The sequence below is a fragment of the Neisseria dumasiana genome (assembly GCF_022870885.1).
In the GTDB taxonomy this organism is placed as follows: Bacteria; Pseudomonadota; Gammaproteobacteria; order Burkholderiales; family Neisseriaceae; genus Neisseria; species Neisseria dumasiana.
On record NZ_CP091509.1, the window covers coordinates 1,795,924 to 1,812,829 of the forward strand.

Genomic DNA, 16,906 nt, shown 5'->3' on the forward strand with positions numbered 1-16,906 from the left:
TGTACCGCCGCAATGCCTTCTGACGATACGCCCTAGCACACAGTCCGCTTCATGTTTAAATGTACGCCTTTTTCTGCCACATTGCACGCGGTTTACCTATTTTATTGAGCAGAAACAATATCCGATATGAAATTTCATGCCGACGATTGCTAACTATAACGTGTTATTAAGGCCGTCTGAAAACCGGCCCGAACAGGTTTTCAGACGGCCGGATACTTTTGCAAACAGCAGCTGCCTGTTTATTCGGCATCCCATGCTTTATTGCGTTTCAGCAAAATCCGCACCGCGCCGTCGTTGCCTTTGTGCGGTTCCACATAGGCCAACACATCGGGATGGGCCATCAGCCAACGGCGCACCAGCGTTTTCAACACAGGCTTGTAGCCTGAAGACCCCAAGCCGCTGCCGTGCACGATTTCGCCGCACACGCCGCGCTTTTTGGTAAATTCGATAAACTCGTTCAATACTTCCTGCGCCTGCTCTTGGGTGTAGCCGTGCAAATCCACATCGGCCACCACCGGCCAATGGCCGCTTTGCAAACGGCGGATGTCGTTTTTGCCTTGGCCGTTTTTGCTGAACGATGTGGGCGGCTCGTCAAATCCGCCGTCGCCCACATAAAAATAATCTTCCGCCGCCAATGACGCTCCATCGGTTTTACGCGGCTTGATGGGGCTTTTGTCGCGCGGGGGAGCATAGCGGTTGCTGTTTTTCAGCGGCACGACTCCGCCCATTTCTTTGGCAAAGTCCACCTCTTCGGCAGCCTGTTTGCGCGCCTTTGCTTCGGCATCTTCCCGCTCTCGGGCTTCTTGTTTGGCTTGTTTGCCCAACGCTTTGAGCGCGGCTTGGAAATCGTTGTTCATGGGTTCGGCCTTCGATGGAGTCTTTCAGACGGCCTGATAGGGGCAGGCCGTCTGAAAATGGTTTGTGCTGTATTCAATGTCTTCGAGCAGATTTAGTTCAGTTACCTTTATGCCCTGCATAACGGCGCACATCGTCTATAACTTCTTTGCCGAAATCGGCAGATGCAATCATGGCGGCAATACGGGCGGCGGTATCGGCGGGACTGCTCAAACCGCCCTGCTCTTTCAGGTCGAGAAAACGCTGCCGCATCGGGAAAGCACCGTCATGCGAAGCACGGATTTCGGCCTGCATCGGCGTATCCACCACGCCGGGCGCAATAGAAGCGATGTAAACTCCGGCATGCTGTTCGGCGGCGATACAGCGGGCATGGTGGTCGAGCGCGGCTTTGCTTGCGCCATACACGCTCCAGCCGGGATAGGCATTGCGTCCCGCCCCGCTGCTGATGTGGACGATTTTCAACACGCTGCGCTTAGGCTTGCAGGCGATCAGATGGTTGGTCAGCAGCAACGGTGCGGCAATGTTTAACGATACGGCGGTGGAAATTTCACCGGCACTCTGCATACCCGCAACGGCATTCGGAGCAACGGCGGCCGCATTGTTGATTAAAATGATTTCGCGCGCGCCCGCCGAAAAATCATCTAACAGGCCGTCTGAAAGCAAAGCAGCCAATGCTTCTGCCCGACTTAAATCCACACTGTGCTGCAACAGATTTTCAGACGGCCCCAAAGCTGCCTGCCGTCGCGACAAACCCAATATGCGGCAGCCTGCCGACAGATAATGTTCGACCAACGCCAACCCTAAGCCGCTGCTGTGCCCGCTGATGATGACTCCGGTATCCATAAATGCTCCGCCGCTGAATGATTCTGAACAGGCTCCGATTGCCGCCGAAACGACACCGGCGGCTTTATTTTAGCGGCTTTTCCAAGCACCCGAAACCCGCGTTTCCGCAGCCTGCCGTATCCAGCGCTTTTATTTTGCGGTATATTAAACGCCTGTTTTCAGACGGCCTAACGCTATTTAGCCGCAACATAAAGGAATTTCCGCATGTTCAAACGCCCCGAAGAATTGATCTTAGCCACACTTGCCGCCCTGTGGGTTGTACTCACTTACCTGATTGCCAATTATTTCGGCGCGCCGATGCAGACCAAACTGCTGATCAGCGCGCTTACGTTAATTTGTTCGGTGGTGTGCTTCGTATTATGGCAGCGCAATTTGAGCCGCAACATTTGGCCGTTTTTCCTCGGCCTGCTCACCGCCTGTTGGTGGCCGTATCTCGACTGGGTTGCCGTACGCGATATTCTCGTTTCAGGCGGCACGATTTCGGCCGACACCATCGTGATTGCCAAACCGTGGTATGCCACTTGGACATTCAAATGGATTATCGCCCTCGCCCCCGTGCTGCTGGGCTATGCGGTGAAATGGAAACTCCGCAACGGCAGACAAAAAACCATTGATTAACCGTTCGTTTCACAATCATCCGTCCATGTAACAAAGGCCGTCTGAAAAACTTTTTCAGACGGCCTAAAACATTCCCATCGGCAATGCCATTTATTTGTGTTTATAGAACAAACTCTTGAAATAAACATCCGCTCCTTCGCGCAGCAACACCAACGTTACCGCCGCCAACGGCAAGCCGATCAACATGCCCACGAAACCCATCAACTGGCCGAAGGCCATCAACGAAAAAATCACCCAGAAAGGCGACAAACCGATGCGGTCGCCCACGATTTTCGGCGTAATGAAGAAGCTCTCCAAAAACTGGCCGACACCGAACACCGCCCACACCATCAACAAACCCTGCCACGAACCGAATTGCAGCAAAGCTGCCAACGTTGCCAACAGCAGGCCGGTAAATGCGCCCAAATACGGCACAAACACCAAAATGCCGGCGATCATACCGATGGCGAAACCCGAATCCAGCCCCGTGAGCATCAAACCCACGCCGTAAATCACGCCCATAATCAGCATGACCAACAGCTGACCGCGCAAAAACTCGCCCAATACCTTGTCCATATTGCCCGCAATGCGCGTGTAAGTATCAATAAAGCGTCTGGGAATCAAAGCCTTGATCCCGTGCGACCACCGCTGCCAATCGAGCAGAAAATAATACAGCAGAAACGGCAACAACATCAGGTTGGTCAACCCCACCGCCACATTGCTGCTTTGGCGCATCAAGGTCGGCGCAAGTCGGCGCAAAGCATTGTTCAACTCGCCCGTATGCGATTGAATCCACAGCGTAATACTCTGCACATCAATAGTTGCATGCTTGCCGGCCAGCTTATCGAGCCAAGGCAGCAGTTTGCCCTGAACAAAATTAATAATCTGCGGCACACGGTCGATCATATTGTTAAACTGGCTGATCAGCATCGGCACGATAATCAGCATCAACGCCAGCAGCAGCATCAACGCGAAAACCATCACCATCATCGAAGCCGGGCCGCGTTTTACACCTTTGTTACGCAGCTTTTCCACCAGCGGATTCAAAATATACGCCAACACCGCTGCAACAATAAACGGCGTCAGAATATTTCCGAGTGCATACAGCAGCCACACCAGCAGCAGCAACACCACCGTCATCACAATCCACGGCTTCGCGCCGCGCGCTTTTTTATGATACATAGTTTTTCCTGTGTGTAATCAAACGCATCTCTTAGCCGATGCGCGCAAAACGGTGTGAAGCATACCAGTTTCAACCGCATTGCGCATCAGGCTTCCGACAAACGGAACCGAGCATATCCGCAAACGCCTGCGGCAGAAACCGCCCCGAGCCGGCGCAACCGAAAACGGGATAAAGCTGTATAATCGGCGCGAGGTAACTTATAATCCCAGCCTCAATCGGCCTTCATGAACAAAGATTGAATTTCTACTGCAACCACCCGCTTATCAAAAGGAAAAACATGAGCATCAAATCGGACAAATGGATACGCCGTATGAGCGAGCAACACGGAATGATTGAGCCGTTTGAGCCGAATCAGATTAAAGAAATCAACGGTAAAAAAATCATTTCCTACGGCACTTCAAGCTACGGTTACGATATCCGTTGCGCCAATGAATTTAAAATTTTTACCAACATCAACAGCACGATTGTCGATCCCAAAAATTTCGATCCGCGCAATTTTGTAACGGTTGAAGACGACTACTGCATCATCCCGCCCAACTCTTTCGCACTGGCACGCACGGTTGAATATTTCCGCATCCCGCGTAACGTGCTGACGGTATGCCTGGGCAAATCCACTTATGCCCGCTGCGGCATTATCGTGAACGTAACGCCGTTCGAGCCTGAATGGGAAGGCTATGTTACGCTGGAATTTTCCAACACCACCCCGCTGCCGGCCAAAATTTACGCGGGAGAAGGCGTGGCTCAGGTATTGTTTTTTGAAAGCGACGAAGTGTGCGAAACCTCTTATAAAGACCGCAACGGCAAATATATGGGGCAAACAGGCGTTACCTTGCCCAAAACCTGAAGCATCAACCCGATACCCTTATGCAAAACGATGCCGTCTGAAACGTTTCAGACGGCATCGTACTTTTCATTGCGGCTTATGATTTGGAATCGGGGTAAAACAGCGAAGATTTGTTTTTTTCAAACTCTTTCTGCTTTTCAGGGTTTTTGAATTTCACTTCAAACAGATTTTCACGGCTGAACGTATGTTTGATTTTCTGCTTGACCTCAGGGCTTTCCTGAACATAGTAAAGGCCGCCCAATAACGCCGCCGCTGCAACAAAAACAGTAATACGCATGATTCCCTCCTTTTTCGATTCTTTTTTGGAGCAACTTTTCATCTTTAAAAAAGGATAAATCGGATGCCGTATTCTCAAGCAAATATCACTCAAACGGTTGCATATCTCACCGAGCGGAAAACAATCAACTTAAGTAATCACTTTGATTATAAATAATTTTTATCTGCCAAAAATCTTATATTCTTCTCTTAAACCTGCTGTTCTGTGAGCAAGCACAGCTTTTTTTACTGTTCGATAAAGCCCTAACACGTTTCATATTTTAGGCCGTCTGAAAACCTACTGAATCTTTTTTGCCGAAACAAGTTCGGCAAATATCATCAACCTATTTTCACGTTAACCGCCTGCTTCCGCTCGGCCAAATCGTCTATCCGCACGCAGATGATTCGGGCGGCAAGTTTACATAATTAATATCTGTTTTTATTATTATTTTATAAATGCCTCGTTTAAGACAGAAACACCCCCGCATATTGTGCAAACCCGACACGAACACGCATTCTGCCGCCCACTCTTTGGCACAACGCGCGAAAATTTCAGCACCTGCCATCGGGTTTCAAACAAGTCGGCCGCCTATGACGTATCAGCAACAGGCAAAATGAAAAAACCTAACCTGCCCGTATTTCGCGCTTTTCCATGCCCGATACCTCAACTTTGAGAAAAGTTGACCTGAATCAAATCCAAATAATTATTTTTATCTATAATGTGTTTCAAATCTAATAACAAATATCACCGGGAACATTATGGAACTACTCAAAGAATTATTTGAATCGCCTGTGGGCATTATGTCGCTGCTGACGATTCTTTTTGTGATTGTGATTGCAACGGTTTTATTCTTCTGGGTGAAAAAACAAGCTGACAAACCTAGAAACTGATTTTTTTCATCTCTTTCCTCTTGATGTGTGTGTGTTTGGGTGTGGCGGTCTGCCACCCCTTTTTTTTGCCGATACCTTTTCAAAACTCTTGCTTTTCAGTCAAACCAAACCAAGCCGAACAATCAAAAAAACATCAGGCCGTCTAAACAGTCAGAACGGCCTGATGTTTTTAAAGCTGCCCGAAGGCTATTTTTCCAATTCCGAAAGCAGTTTCTCATGAATACCGCCGAAACCGCCGTTACTCATAACCAACACATGGTCGCCGCTTTGCGCCTGCCTTACAATTTCCGCCACAAATGAATCAAAATCCTTGCCGACGTAAAGCTTGCTGCCGAGCGGAGCGAGTGCGGCGGCAACATCCCAATCCAACCCGCCTGCATAGCAAAACACTTGATCGGCTTCACGCAGGCTTTCCGGCAACGCTTCTTTCATGGTGCCGAGTTTCATGGTATTCGAACGCGGCTCCAATACGGCCAAAATCCGCCGGCTGCCGATTTTCTGCCGCAAACCGGCAACGGTTGTGGCGATGGCGGTGGGGTGATGGGCAAAATCATCATAAACCGTTACGCCGTTTGCCACGCCTTTGGTTTCCATGCGCCGCTTCACGTTTTTAAACTGCCCCAATGCTTCGCAGGCCGTCTGAATGTCCACACCGGCATGTCTCGCAGCGGCAATAACGGCCAAAGCGTTCATGCGGTTGTGTTCTCCTATGATTTGCCAAGCAACATGTCCTGCTTTTCGGTCTTCGAACCAAACGTCAAACGAGCCGTCTGCCTCTACATTGCCGATCTGCCAACCGCTTTCTCCGCCGAAATATTCCACGGGTGTCCAGCAGCCTTTGTTTAAAGTATCGCGCAAGCTCTGTTCGGTGCCGTTGCACGCGATCAGCCCTTCAGACGGCACGGTACGCACAAGATGATGGAATTGGGTTTGAATCGCGGCCAAATCGGCAAAAATATCGGCGTGATCGAATTCTAAGTTGTTGAGAATACAGGTGCGCGGGCGGTAGTGGACAAACTTGGAGCGTTTGTCGAAAAAGGCCGTGTCGTATTCGTCGGCTTCAACCACAAAAAACGGAGACTTACTGTTCGGATCTTGACGCGGAGATTGCGGCAGGCGGGCGGACACGCTGAAATTTTGGGGCACGCCGCCGATGAGAAAGCCCGGAGCAAGCCCTGCATATTCCAACACCCAAGCCAGCATGGATGCCGTGGTGGTTTTACCGTGCGTTCCCGCCACAGCCAACACCCAGTGCCGGTGCAATACATTTTCGGCCAACCACTGCGGGCCGGAAATATACGGCAGGCCGCGGTTCAATACCGCCTCTACCACTTCCATGCCCCTTTTGGCTACGTTGCCGATCACATACACATCGGCTTGAAAGGTATCAAGCTGTTCGGCATCGAAGCCTTCGTACACATCGATACCGAGTGCTTCGAGTTGGGTGCTCATCGGCGGATACATCTTGGCATCGCATCCGGTTACTTTGAATCCTGCTTCTTTGGCAATCGCCGCCACGCCGCCCATAAAGGTTCCGCCGATACCGATAATGTGTATGTGTTTCATATGATAAGTGGTCTTAACAAAAAAGCTTATTATATCGTGAATCGCTGCCAAGCCGATATATGCGCCAAACGGGAAAGGCAGGCAAGAGCCGCTGTTTTTTGTTGCCGATACCTGTCAGTTTCAGACGGCCATGTTTTAAATGCCGGCGATATTCTGCCGATAGCCGCCAAACGGTCGAAAAAACATTTATTCGCACCGCATCTGTTTATTTGCCCTGAAAACACACCGCAAATTTAAATTTTTCTCGCACAACTTTACATAAATCAGTATGATACCGTACATGGCGGTTTTTTTACCGACTGCAAACAACCTGCTTCGGTGCGTTTAGAGCCATCCTTTTTCAAGCCGGCTTCTTTTCAAACGCCCGCGAAGCAGCCGTGCCGGAATAAATGTTTCATCAAACATCCGGCGTAAAACATACTTTAAATTATTCACGAGGTACGATTGTGTCTGATTCAAATCAATCCAAGCGCGAAACCTTCTCAAGCCGGCGGGCGTTTATGTTTGCCGCCATCGGTTCGGCGGTCGGTTTGGGCAATATCTGGCGTTTCCCTTACGTTACTTATGAAAACGGCGGCGGTGCATTTATCGTGCCTTATTTGGTTGCATTGCTGACTGCGGGCATCCCCCTGCTGTTTTTGGATTACGCTTTGGGCCACCGCAACCGCGGTTCCGCACCTTTGGCCTTCCGCCGCGTTAACAAAGCTTTCGAGCCTTTCGGCTGGTGGAACGTACTCACCAACGTAATCATCTGTATTTATTACGCGGTGATCATCGGCTGGGCGGCCAGCTATACCTATTACTCGCTTATCGGCGCATGGGGTTCCGACCCGCAGGCATTCTTTTTTAAAGACTATCTTCAAATGGCCGACGGCGTATCGTTAGGTTTGGATTTTGTCGCCAAAGTCGCCGGGCCGCTGGTGGGCGTTTGGATTTTTACCCTGCTGATTTTGGCATTGGGCGTACAAAAAGGCGTGGCCCGCTCTTCCAGTTTCTTCATGCCTTTATTGGTGGTGATGTTTTTGATTATGGTGGGAATTTCCCTCACTTTGCCGGGCGCGGAAAAAGGCTTGAACGCGCTGTTTACGCCTGATTGGTCTAAATTGTCCGAACCCGGAGTGTGGGTTGCCGCATACGGCCAGATTTTCTTCTCGCTCTCTATCTGTTTCGGCATCATGATTACTTATTCGTCTTACCTGAAAAAGAAATCTGACCTGACCGGCACCGGTTTGGTAGTGGGTTTTGCCAACAGCAGTTTTGAAGTATTGGCCGGCATCGGCGTATTCGCCGCTCTCGGCTTTATGGCGGCCGCCAACGGCAAAGAAGTGAGCGAAGTTGCCTCTTCGGGCATCGGCTTGGCATTCATCGCTTTTCCGGCCATCATCAACCAAGCCCCTTTCGGCGCTTTAATCGGATTGCTCTTTTTCGGCTCGTTGGTGTTTGCAGGCATCACTTCGATGATCTCGATTGTAGAAGTGATTATCGCGGCCATTCAAGACAAAATGAAACTGGGGCGGGTAACGGCAACATTTACCGTGTGTATTCCCATGATGATCATTTCCACCCTGCTCTTCGGCACCACCACGGGCTTGCCGGTGCTGGATGTGATGGATAAATTCGTTAACACTTACGGCATCGTGGCAGCAGGTTTCTTATATGTCTTGGCCATTGCCGCCAGCAAAAACCTGCCGGTTTTACGCCGACACATCAATGCCGTTTCTTCCTTCAAAGTCGGTCCGATTTGGTATGCCTGCATCGGCATCACCATCGTTATACTGGGCTACATGTTGTTTAAAGACACTTCCGCACTGCTGGAGAAAAACTATGAAGGCTATCCCGACTGGTTCTTAAACATCTTCGGTTGGGGCATGTCGCTGGCTCTGGTTGTATTGGCTTTGGTTTTGTCGGCAATGCCTTGGAGAAAAGAAGAAGCCTTCAATCCTGATGAAGAAAAAGGAGATCAAGAATGAGCAGCACCGCAATCATGATGCTTATCATCACACTGGTTATTATTTGGGGCGGATTCCTAGTATCCATCATCCGCCTGCCTAAAGAATAAAACAAAATAACCATCTGAAAAGCCAGAGGCCGTCTGAAAATTTCAGACGGCCTCATCGCAACAAATATAGTTAATCAACACATTTTTAATACAAGGCAGCAAACTTGTTCAAGCCTTGCCCGTGCTGCCGAAACCGCCCTCTCCGCGCTCGCTTGCGGCAAATTCTTCTACCACTTTAAACGAAGCCTGAACCACAGGCACAATCACCATTTGGGCAATCCGCTCAAACGGTTGGATCACAAATGCTTCTTTACTGCGGTTCCAAACCGATACTTTTAATTCGCCTTGGTAATCCGAATCAATCAAACCGACCAAATTGCCCAGCACAACGCCGTGCTTATGCCCCAAGCCTGAACGGGGCAACAATACCGCAGCATAATCGGGATTGCCCAAATGAACGGCCAGCCCCGTCGGCACAAGAAACGTCTCGCCCGGTTGCAGCTCCACGGCCTCGTCGAGGCAGGCACGCAAATCCAAACCGGCCGAACCGGGCGTAGCGTAAGCAGGCAGCTTGTCGGCCATCTTGGGGTTTAAAATCTTCAATTCCACTTCTGTTTGCATCACATATCCGTTATCAGGGTTAAAGCCGCTCATTATACACAAAGGCCGTCTGAATTTTTTCAGACGGCCTTAAAGCCTTAGAAAATCGGTTGAGCCGATTCGGGCAACAAATAACCGTTTAGCCGATTTCGGCAGCGTATTGCTCGGCAGTCAGCAAACCATCCAAATCGGCAGCATTGGCCGGTTTGATTTTGAAGAACCAACCTGCGCCGTAAGGCTCGCTGTTGGCCGTTTCGGGCGCATCAACCAAAGCTTCGTTGATTTCCACCACTTCACCGGCAATCGGCGCGTAAACGTCGGAAGCCGCTTTTACCGATTCCACCACACCGGCCTGCTCTTCGGCGGCCAGATTCGCACCCACCTCGGGCAGTTCCACAAATACGATGTCGCCCAACAACTCTTGCGCGTGTTCGGTAATGCCCACGGTTACGGTGCCGTCGGCTTCCAAACGCAGCCATTCGTGGCTGGACACATATTTCAATTCAGCGGGGATATTGCTCATGGTTTGTTCTCCATAGGTTTCAAAATTAACACTGCCGTTAGTCAATTAACACATTTTTAAGGCAGCAAGGCGCAGCAACGCCGTAGTAAAAGTTAAGTTGATTGACTATTTCTCGCATTGCTTGGTGGTTTCATTATAGCTGCCGCCTTGATCCAAGCAAGCGTCTTTCGCATCGCAGCCGGCTAGGGCCAGCGACGACAAAACAGCAGCCAAAAATAATATCTTACACATCGTGTGAATCCTCTTGTGTTCGGCCTTATGGTCAGCCTGTCTGAAAATACCGTTTTATCTTTTTCAGACGGCCTCTTGGTTTAAAGGCCGTCTGAAAACGCAGGATTATAGCTGTTTATCGGCAAGCGCCAACTTATCCAAGCATTGCACGGTATTTTTCTTTAACGAACCGTCCGGCTCGATAATGTCGTCTATCAAACAAACGCCCTGATTGCAGGATAAAACGTAATCCAACACCCGCGCCTCGCCGAAATTCTCAAAAGAAACATAAACCCGCCCGCTTTTCGTCAGCTTGTATTGAATCGTGCGGGCGATTTCCTGCCTGTCGAAATCCTGCCCCTGAATCACATAATCATAATCCATGCAGGCCACGCCTTCTGCTTCCGCCGCTTTGGAATCGCGATTAAGTACGGCGCGGAAATCGGGCGTAAAAAACTGCTCCGGCTTAATCTCTTCCGCTCCGTCTCCTTCCGTATAGTGCGTATACAGTTTTTTCACTAAGTCCAACTTGGCCTCATCAGCGGCGCGGCTTTGTTGGGAGCAAGCCGCCAAAGCAAACGGCAATAAAACAAACGGGAGTATTTTCCACATAAAGGTTTTCATCATTTCTGCTTTTTATTTAGCCGGATAGCTTATCCGATAAAACGCATATTGTCGGCACCAACCTAACAGGCCGTCTGAATGCGGCACTTCCTTGCAAAAGGGAACGAAGTGCCGCGCGCTTCAGATTAAATATTGGTTTCCAAATAAACCATCTGCGTTTGCAGATACTCTTCCAAACCGTGTTTGCCGTCGGCACCGCCGATACCCGATTTTTTCCAACCGGCATGGAAACCCTGCATGGCCTCGAAGTTTTCACGGTTGATGTAGGTTTCGCCGAATTGCAGGCGGCGGGTTACATAGAAGGCTTCGTTCAGATTGGTGGTGTACACCGAGCTGGTGAGGCCGAATTCGCAATCGTTCGCCAACGAAACGGCTTCGTCCAGCGTTTCAAAAGTCGCAATCGGCAGCACGGGGCCGAAGGTTTCTTCTTTCATAATGTCCATGCTGTTATCGACATCGGTCAACACGGTCGGCTCGAAGAAATAGCCTTTGCCCTCGGCGCGTTTACCGCCGCACACCAGCGTCGCACCTTGCGAAACGGCGCGCTGAACTTTTTCCGCCACTTCCTTCACCGCGCGCTCTTCAATCAGCGGGCCCATTTCCAGCGCGCCTTCAGCCGCTTCGGCAGGATTGCCGAAACGCACCGCTTTTATGGCTGCGGTCATCTTCTCGATAAATTGATCTTTAATGCTCTTATGCACATACACGCGTTCGGCGCAGTTACAGATTTGGCCGGTATTGCCCACGCGTGAAGCCACTATCGACTTCACCGCCAAATCCAAATCGGCGTCTTTCAACACCAGCGCGGGTGCTTTGCCGCCCAATTCCAGCGACACTTTGGTGATGTTTGCCGAAGCCGCTTCCATCACTTGGCGGCCGGCTTCCACCGAACCGGTGAGGCTCACCATTGCGACTTGCGGATGCGATGCCAACGCATTGCCGATTTCCGCACCCGGGCCGTTCACCACGTTGAACACGCCCGCAGGCAGGCCGACGCTGTGCACGATTTCCGCAAAAATATGACAGTTGATCGGCGTAACGCTGCTGGGCTTAACCACAATCGTATTGCCCGTAACCAGCGCAGGCCCCATTTTGCGGGCAATCAGGAAAAACGGGAAATTCCACGGCAAAATACCGCCGATCACGCCCAACGGACGCTTAAACAAGAAAATATTTTCTTTCGGACGGTCGCTCTGAATAATCTCGCCCTCATAACGGCGCGCCCATTCCGCCTGATAATCCAGATAATCAGCGGTAAACATCACTTCGATACGCGCCAAATCTTTGGTTTTGCCGCCTTCGGCCACAATCGTATCGGTCAACTCATCCGCACGCTCGCGAATGCCCGCCGCGATTTTACGCAGATACGCACCGCGCTCCACTGCCGGCACACGTTCCCACGCAGGCTGCGCCGCATAAGCCGCCGCCACCGCTTTTTCCACATCGGCACGGCTGCCCTTCGGTTCCCGCGCAATCACCGCTTCGGTAGCCGGGTTCAACACATCGCGGTAGCTGCCTGCAAAATCAGACACAAACGCACCGTTGATATACATCGCCAATTGTTTCATGCTGTTACTCCTTTTTCCTTTATAGTGTCGGATGATTTTTATAAGTATGTGTGGTTTGGGCGTAAAGCGGAAACGGCTCTTTTTCTTGTAAAGTGATTCAAGCTGTTTCTCAGACGGCATCTTAGAAACAGATAGATATAGGTTTCGTTAAGAGGCCGTCTGAAAGTTTAGCAAGTATAGGTTAAACAACTCCTGCCAGCTCTGCATAGCAACTGTATGGTCAACCGGTCAGCAACAGCAAACACGGGTAACCAAACAACTTGCAAGCTACGCTGCCCAAATGTAGGTCGGATTCTTGAATCCTACAAAATGGGGAAATGCCTTGTTCAAGAAAAACAGTTCAGACAGCCTTGAAGGATTTGTCGGATACGAGTATCCGACCTACGCTTGCTTGTAAAGTGATTCAAGCTATTTTCAGACGGCATCGTAGAAACAGATGGATATAGGTTTCGTTAAGAGGCCGTCTGAAAGTTTAGTGTTGGTAAAACAATTCTTGCTTGCCTCGCGTAGGGTGTGCGGCTCAAGCCGCGCACGCGTTCTCAACCATTCCCAACCAACGCGTGTGTGCCGGTGGCACGCACCCTACTCGCTGTATGGCCAACCAATCAGAACAGCAAACACAGGGAACCAAACAACTTGCAAGCTACGCTGCCCAAATGTAGGTCGGATTCTTGAATCCGACAAAATAGAGAAATGCCCTATTCAAGAAAAATAATTCAGACAGCCTTGAAGGATTTGTCGGATACGAGTATCCGACCTACACTTGCTGAACCACTTTTCTTTTCAGACGGCCTCTTCATACTCAAGGCCGTCTGAAAACTCCAAACCTCAATCAAACTGCTTCTGCCCATTCCGCACAAACGGCAGTTTCAACACGCGCACATCCACTTCCTTGCCGCGAATCGCCACTTTGGCCGCGTCGCCTTCAAAGGCTTTGGGCACGCGGGCGATGGCGATGGATTGTTTCAGGCTGGGGGAAAACACGCCGCTGGTGGTGATGCCTTTGCCTTGTTCGGTAACGACTTCCATGCCTTCGCGCAATACGCCGCCTTTGGCCAGCAGCAGGCCGACTTGTTTCACGTCCACGCCTTTTTCTTTGAGGGCGACGAGGGCGGTTTTGCCGATGAAGTCGCGGTTTTCGTCTTTCAAGTCCACCGTCCAGCCCATGCCGGCTTGCAGGGGGCTGGTTTCGTCGTTCATGTCGTGGCCGTAGAGGTTCATGCCGGCTTCCATGCGCAGGGTGTCGCGTGCGCCGAGGCCGCAAGGTTGCACGCCGGCTTCGCGCAAGGCGGTAAAGAAGGCGGTGGCTTCGGTGCCGGGCAGAATCACTTCTACGCCGTCTTCGCCGGTGTAGCCGGTGCGGGCGACAAACCAGTCGTTGCCTAAATCTGCGCCTTGGAAGGGCTTGAGCGCGTTCACGGTTTCGGCCCATTCGGGTTTGACGGCGAGCAGTTTTTCAATGGCTTTGGGGCCTTGCACGGCGAGCATGGCGAGATCGTAGCGGGGGGTGATTTCGATGCCGAACGCTTCGCCTACTTTGGCAAATTGTGCCAAGTCTTTTTCGCGGGTGGCGGCGTTGGATACGATGCGGTATTGGGTTTCGGCTTCGTTGGTGCGGTAAACGATCAGGTCGTCCATCACGCCGCCGTTGTCGTTGAGCATGGCGGAATAAAGGGCTTTGCCGACGAATGAAAGTTTGGCTACGTCGTTGGCGAGCAGTTTTTGCAGCCATTGCTTGGCTTGGCTGCCTTTGATGTCGGAAACGAGCATGTGGGATACGTCGAACATGCCTGCGTCGGTGCGCACGGCTTCGTGTTCTTGGATTTGCGAGCCGTAGTTGACGGGCAGCTCCCAGCCAGCAAAATCAACAAGTTTGCCGCCTGCGTCTTTATGGGCTTGGTTGAACGGGGTGGTTTTGAGGGTAGTCATTGCTCTGGTTCTCCATAGTTTAAGGGCTGCGATGCTTTTCACGCGCCCCTATCTGTCCTTGAACCTGAGATTTTCGGCAACAGGCCGTCTGAATCGAATGCCTGCGTGTTCGCCCGAATGTTTTCAGACGGCCTTCTCCCCTTCGGTGGGCGCAGCCGCGCCGCTCTCCAGATGATTGTGATGAAATGCAGTCCTTTTGCCTGAGCGATTTAAGGGTGTCTGCGCCTTCGGCGGCTTGCCGTGCAATACGGTGTCGCGCTCTCCTGCATTGCGCCTGATTATGGCGGGATTTTCGGTTGCGGGCAAGTTTCGTTTATTTATAAGGTAAAGGTTTTGAATCGGGGGCGAACACACAGGGTAAAAACGGCGAAAACGCTCGCATGCTCAAACGGATTGTAACCTTTGCAAAATACCTAGATGTGCACGCGGTTCAAAGGTCTTTGATTGCGTGCGATGCCCTCAAACGGCCAACCCAAACTCCCGAACAGCAGAGAAAATTAAAAATACTGAAAAAATACAAAACAATATGAAGCTGAAAACTGTGTTTATTATCACATAATATTTTAAAAAAATATGTTTTTTAGACTATTGTGCGTTAAGTTAAATTATTTTATATTAAGCTTGCAGTCGGAATATAAACCAAACCAAAACCATAAGAAAAAGGGCAAGAAAATGGCACAAATCACTCTGGATAAAACCGATTTAAAAATCTTGCAGGTATTACAAGAAAACGGCCGCCTGACCAATGTGGAGCTTTCCGAGCGGGTGGCATTGTCGCCCTCTCCGTGTCTGCGCCGTTTGAAGCAGCTCGAAGATGCCGGCATCATCCGCCAATATGCGGCGTTGCTCTCGCCGGTGGCGGTCAAACTGGGGTTGCAGGCTTTTATCCGCGTTTCTATCGATAAAGCGGTGGAGGCGCGAGACGACTTCTCTTCTGCGGTTCAAAACTGGCCGGAAGTGTTAAGCTGCTTTGCGTTAACGGGAGAAACCGATTATCTGCTTCATGCGTTTTTTACCGATATGAACGCGTTTTCGCATTTTGTGTTGGATACCCTTTTATCGCATCCCGGCGTGCAGGACGCGAAATCCAGTTTCGTATTGAAAGAAATTAAAAACACCACCGCCCTGCCTTTGGGGCATTTACATCAAGATTAAGACAACCAACGCCATAAAGGCCGTCTGAACCGTTCAGACGGCCTTACTTGTATCTGTACAACACCACCTTACACGCATTGGCATCCGGCAAAATAGCAGCTTTTTGCCCGCCCGAAGCTGCATCTCTTCCGACAATACCCGTTAATCCGTTTTGACACCTTCCCCACCACCCAATAAATCGGGCGTTATTGTTTTCATTCGGGGTAAAAAACCTTATCATTACAAGTTATTCTCAGATAATGCAGTTTTTAACCGATATGACTATTTGCAACCAAACCGTAATCGAGCACACCCGCCAATGGCTGGAAAAAGCCGTTATCGGTCTCAACTTGTGCCCTTTTGCCAAAGCCCCTTATGTTAAAGGGTTGGTGAGGATTGAAGTCAGCAGGGCCAAACATCTCGACGGTTTTCTCGAAGATCTCGACCGCGAACTGCAATTATTGAGCAGCACTCCGCCCGAAGAGTTGGAAACCACTTTACTGGTGCACCCCGATTTATTCGGCGATTTTCTGCTATTTAACGATATGCTTGATTTTGCCGAGCAGGCGGTGGCGGATAACGGCTTGGAAGGGATTATCCAGATTGCTCCGTTTCACCCCGAATTTCAATTTGAAGGCACTCAAGCAGACGATATTACCAACTATACCAACCGCTCGCCTTACCCTACGCTGCATTTAATCCGCGAAGACAGCATCAGCAAAGCAGCCGAAGCATTCCCCGATGCCGAAGCGATTTTCGGCCGCAATATGGCTTTGCTGCGAGAAATGGGGCATCAAGGCTGGAACGATTTAAACATTGCACGTTGCACGTTCGATAAGCATAACAACAAACACAAACGCTGAAACCTTTACTCACTCACAACACAACATCAAGAAAAACATGATATTACGTCCTCTATTCTGGCTTTTCGGTGCGATTGCGCTGTTATTGGGCATTATCGGCATCTTTCTGCCGATTCTGCCCACCACCCCGTTTGTGATTCTGGCCGCCGCCTGCTGGGCGCGTGCTTCACCGCGTTTCCACCGCTGGCTTCACCAACACCGCTTTTTCGGCCCGATGGTCAAAGATTGGGAAGAACGCCGCGCCGTACCGCGCCGTGCCAAATATTTCGCATTCAGTATGATGGCCTTTTCTTGCTGCCTGATGCTGTATCAGTTTCCCGAACGCTGGTGGGTTGCCGCCGTTTCGGCCGTATTCTGCTTCTGCGTAGCCGTTTGGATGTGGCGTCTGCCCGATGCCTGAATAGGTATATTCAACCAAGGGA

18 protein-coding genes and 1 riboswitch are annotated in these 16,906 nt (G+C 50.5%); of the genes, 8 read left to right on the forward strand and 10 right to left on the reverse strand.

Going from position 1 to position 16,906, the window contains the following annotated elements:
* Positions 1–239: 239 nt before the first annotated feature.
* Together LVJ88_RS08245 and LVJ88_RS08250 are read right to left on the reverse strand one after the other, a co-directional pair.
* Positions 240–857, reverse strand: a complete 618-nt coding sequence (locus LVJ88_RS08245) for a Smr/MutS family protein (protein WP_085417672.1) — start codon at positions 855–857, stop codon at positions 240–242.
* A gap of 97 nt (positions 858–954) precedes the next feature.
* Positions 955–1,698: an SDR family NAD(P)-dependent oxidoreductase gene (locus LVJ88_RS08250; RefSeq protein WP_244694139.1), complete on the reverse strand. Its 744-nt coding sequence runs from the start codon at positions 1,696–1,698 to the stop codon at positions 955–957.
* A gap of 204 nt (positions 1,699–1,902) precedes the next feature.
* Here LVJ88_RS08250 and LVJ88_RS08255 point away from each other — a divergent pair, with 204 nt between their 5' ends.
* Entirely contained in the window at positions 1,903–2,316 is a 414-nt protein-coding gene (locus tag LVJ88_RS08255; RefSeq protein WP_085355860.1) for a hypothetical protein, read from the forward strand.
* A gap of 90 nt (positions 2,317–2,406) precedes the next feature.
* On the opposite strand, the gene LVJ88_RS08260 is transcribed toward LVJ88_RS08255, so the two are convergent.
* Positions 2,407–3,477 carry an AI-2E family transporter gene (locus tag LVJ88_RS08260; RefSeq protein ID WP_085360662.1) on the reverse strand — a complete coding sequence of 357 codons (1,071 nt, stop codon included), beginning with the start codon at positions 3,475–3,477 and terminating at the stop codon, positions 2,407–2,409.
* A gap of 278 nt (positions 3,478–3,755) precedes the next feature.
* Between LVJ88_RS08260 and dcd the strand changes: the two genes are divergently transcribed.
* Positions 3,756–4,322, forward strand: a complete 567-nt coding sequence (gene dcd, locus LVJ88_RS08265; protein WP_054599169.1) for a dCTP deaminase — start codon at positions 3,756–3,758, stop codon at positions 4,320–4,322.
* Between the two features lie 76 nt (positions 4,323–4,398).
* Here the strand turns inward: dcd and LVJ88_RS08270 are convergent, their stop codons facing one another.
* Positions 4,399–4,599 carry a hypothetical protein gene (locus LVJ88_RS08270; RefSeq protein ID WP_054599170.1) on the reverse strand — a complete coding sequence of 67 codons (201 nt, stop codon included), beginning with the start codon at positions 4,597–4,599 and terminating at the stop codon, positions 4,399–4,401.
* 737 nt (positions 4,600–5,336) lie between these two features.
* On the opposite strand from LVJ88_RS08270, the gene LVJ88_RS08275 reads away from it, so the two are divergent.
* Complete coding sequence (locus tag LVJ88_RS08275; RefSeq protein ID WP_085356301.1) at positions 5,337–5,468, forward strand: DUF3149 domain-containing protein; 132 nt, start codon at positions 5,337–5,339, stop codon at positions 5,466–5,468.
* 186 nt (positions 5,469–5,654) lie between these two features.
* On the opposite strand, the gene mpl is transcribed toward LVJ88_RS08275, so the two are convergent.
* On the reverse strand, positions 5,655–7,034 hold the full coding sequence (gene mpl / locus LVJ88_RS08280; RefSeq protein WP_085417674.1) for a UDP-N-acetylmuramate:L-alanyl-gamma-D-glutamyl-meso-diaminopimelate ligase: 1,380 nt from the start codon (positions 7,032–7,034) through the stop codon (positions 5,655–5,657).
* Between the two features lie 389 nt (positions 7,035–7,423).
* Between mpl and LVJ88_RS08285 the strand changes: the two genes are divergently transcribed.
* Together LVJ88_RS08285 and LVJ88_RS08290 are read left to right on the forward strand one after the other, a co-directional pair.
* A complete protein-coding gene (locus tag LVJ88_RS08285) occupies positions 7,424–9,004 on the forward strand; it encodes a sodium-dependent transporter (protein ID WP_085356304.1) in 1,581 nt (526 codons plus the stop codon).
* Positions 9,001–9,093, forward strand: coding sequence for a methionine/alanine import family NSS transporter small subunit (locus LVJ88_RS08290; protein WP_082402962.1), 93 nt, complete (start codon positions 9,001–9,003; stop codon positions 9,091–9,093). Before LVJ88_RS08285 ends, LVJ88_RS08290 begins: the two co-directional genes overlap by 4 nt.
* A gap of 108 nt (positions 9,094–9,201) precedes the next feature.
* On the opposite strand, the gene dut is transcribed toward LVJ88_RS08290, so the two are convergent.
* The 5 genes from dut to gcvT form a co-directional block, all read right to left on the reverse strand.
* On the reverse strand, positions 9,202–9,654 hold the full coding sequence (gene dut / locus LVJ88_RS08295; protein WP_054599227.1) for a dUTP diphosphatase: 453 nt from the start codon (positions 9,652–9,654) through the stop codon (positions 9,202–9,204).
* 118 nt (positions 9,655–9,772) lie between these two features.
* A complete protein-coding gene (gene gcvH, locus LVJ88_RS08300; RefSeq protein ID WP_040669495.1) occupies positions 9,773–10,156 on the reverse strand; it encodes a glycine cleavage system protein GcvH in 384 nt (127 codons plus the stop codon).
* Positions 10,157–10,492: 336 nt separating this feature from the next.
* On the reverse strand, positions 10,493–10,993 hold the full coding sequence (locus LVJ88_RS08305; protein WP_143773641.1) for a hypothetical protein: 501 nt from the start codon (positions 10,991–10,993) through the stop codon (positions 10,493–10,495).
* A gap of 122 nt (positions 10,994–11,115) precedes the next feature.
* Complete coding sequence (gene aldA, locus LVJ88_RS08310) at positions 11,116–12,558, reverse strand: aldehyde dehydrogenase (RefSeq protein ID WP_085417676.1); 1,443 nt, start codon at positions 12,556–12,558, stop codon at positions 11,116–11,118.
* Between the two features lie 828 nt (positions 12,559–13,386).
* Positions 13,387–14,487: a glycine cleavage system aminomethyltransferase GcvT gene (gcvT, locus tag LVJ88_RS08315; protein ID WP_085417677.1), complete on the reverse strand. Its 1,101-nt coding sequence runs from the start codon at positions 14,485–14,487 to the stop codon at positions 13,387–13,389.
* A gap of 178 nt (positions 14,488–14,665) precedes the next feature.
* A riboswitch (glycine riboswitch) is annotated at positions 14,666–14,763 on the reverse strand.
* A gap of 396 nt (positions 14,764–15,159) precedes the next feature.
* Between gcvT and LVJ88_RS08320 the strand changes: the two genes are divergently transcribed.
* The 3 genes from LVJ88_RS08320 to LVJ88_RS08330 all read left to right on the forward strand — a co-directional run bounded on the left by LVJ88_RS08320 (position 15,160) and on the right by LVJ88_RS08330 (position 16,884).
* Entirely contained in the window at positions 15,160–15,642 is a 483-nt protein-coding gene (locus LVJ88_RS08320) for an Lrp/AsnC family transcriptional regulator (RefSeq protein ID WP_054599177.1), read from the forward strand.
* Positions 15,643–15,899: 257 nt separating this feature from the next.
* Positions 15,900–16,484: a DUF1415 domain-containing protein gene (locus tag LVJ88_RS08325; protein ID WP_085417713.1), complete on the forward strand. Its 585-nt coding sequence runs from the start codon at positions 15,900–15,902 to the stop codon at positions 16,482–16,484.
* A gap of 37 nt (positions 16,485–16,521) precedes the next feature.
* Positions 16,522–16,884: a YbaN family protein gene (locus tag LVJ88_RS08330; protein WP_054599178.1), complete on the forward strand. Its 363-nt coding sequence runs from the start codon at positions 16,522–16,524 to the stop codon at positions 16,882–16,884.
* The last annotated feature ends 22 nt before the right edge of the window (positions 16,885–16,906 follow it).

Coding starts and splice junctions, on each gene's coding strand:
- LVJ88_RS08245 (WP_085417672.1), bottom strand. CDS start 857: ATGAACAACGATTTCCAAGCCGCGCTCAAAGCGTTGGGCAAACAAGCC.
- LVJ88_RS08330 (WP_054599178.1), top strand. CDS start 16,522: ATGATATTACGTCCTCTATTCTGGCTTTTCGGTGCGATTGCGCTGTTA.
- LVJ88_RS08270 (WP_054599170.1), bottom strand. CDS start 4,599: ATGCGTATTACTGTTTTTGTTGCAGCGGCGGCGTTATTGGGCGGCCTT.
- aldA (WP_085417676.1), bottom strand. CDS start 12,558: ATGAAACAATTGGCGATGTATATCAACGGTGCGTTTGTGTCTGATTTT.
- LVJ88_RS08255 (WP_085355860.1), top strand. CDS start 1,903: ATGTTCAAACGCCCCGAAGAATTGATCTTAGCCACACTTGCCGCCCTG.
- LVJ88_RS08325 (WP_085417713.1), top strand. CDS start 15,900: ATGACTATTTGCAACCAAACCGTAATCGAGCACACCCGCCAATGGCTG.
- LVJ88_RS08275 (WP_085356301.1), top strand. CDS start 5,337: ATGGAACTACTCAAAGAATTATTTGAATCGCCTGTGGGCATTATGTCG.
- gcvT (WP_085417677.1), bottom strand. CDS start 14,487: ATGACTACCCTCAAAACCACCCCGTTCAACCAAGCCCATAAAGACGCA.
- LVJ88_RS08285 (WP_085356304.1), top strand. CDS start 7,424: ATGTTTCATCAAACATCCGGCGTAAAACATACTTTAAATTATTCACGA.
- gcvH (WP_040669495.1), bottom strand. CDS start 10,156: ATGAGCAATATCCCCGCTGAATTGAAATATGTGTCCAGCCACGAATGG.
- LVJ88_RS08250 (WP_244694139.1), bottom strand. CDS start 1,698: ATGGATACCGGAGTCATCATCAGCGGGCACAGCAGCGGCTTAGGGTTG.
- dut (WP_054599227.1), bottom strand. CDS start 9,654: ATGCAAACAGAAGTGGAATTGAAGATTTTAAACCCCAAGATGGCCGAC.
- LVJ88_RS08320 (WP_054599177.1), top strand. CDS start 15,160: ATGGCACAAATCACTCTGGATAAAACCGATTTAAAAATCTTGCAGGTA.
- LVJ88_RS08260 (WP_085360662.1), bottom strand. CDS start 3,477: ATGTATCATAAAAAAGCGCGCGGCGCGAAGCCGTGGATTGTGATGACG.
- LVJ88_RS08305 (WP_143773641.1), bottom strand. CDS start 10,993: ATGATGAAAACCTTTATGTGGAAAATACTCCCGTTTGTTTTATTGCCG.
- LVJ88_RS08290 (WP_082402962.1), top strand. CDS start 9,001: ATGAGCAGCACCGCAATCATGATGCTTATCATCACACTGGTTATTATT.
- mpl (WP_085417674.1), bottom strand. CDS start 7,034: ATGAAACACATACACATTATCGGTATCGGCGGAACCTTTATGGGCGGC.
- dcd (WP_054599169.1), top strand. CDS start 3,756: ATGAGCATCAAATCGGACAAATGGATACGCCGTATGAGCGAGCAACAC.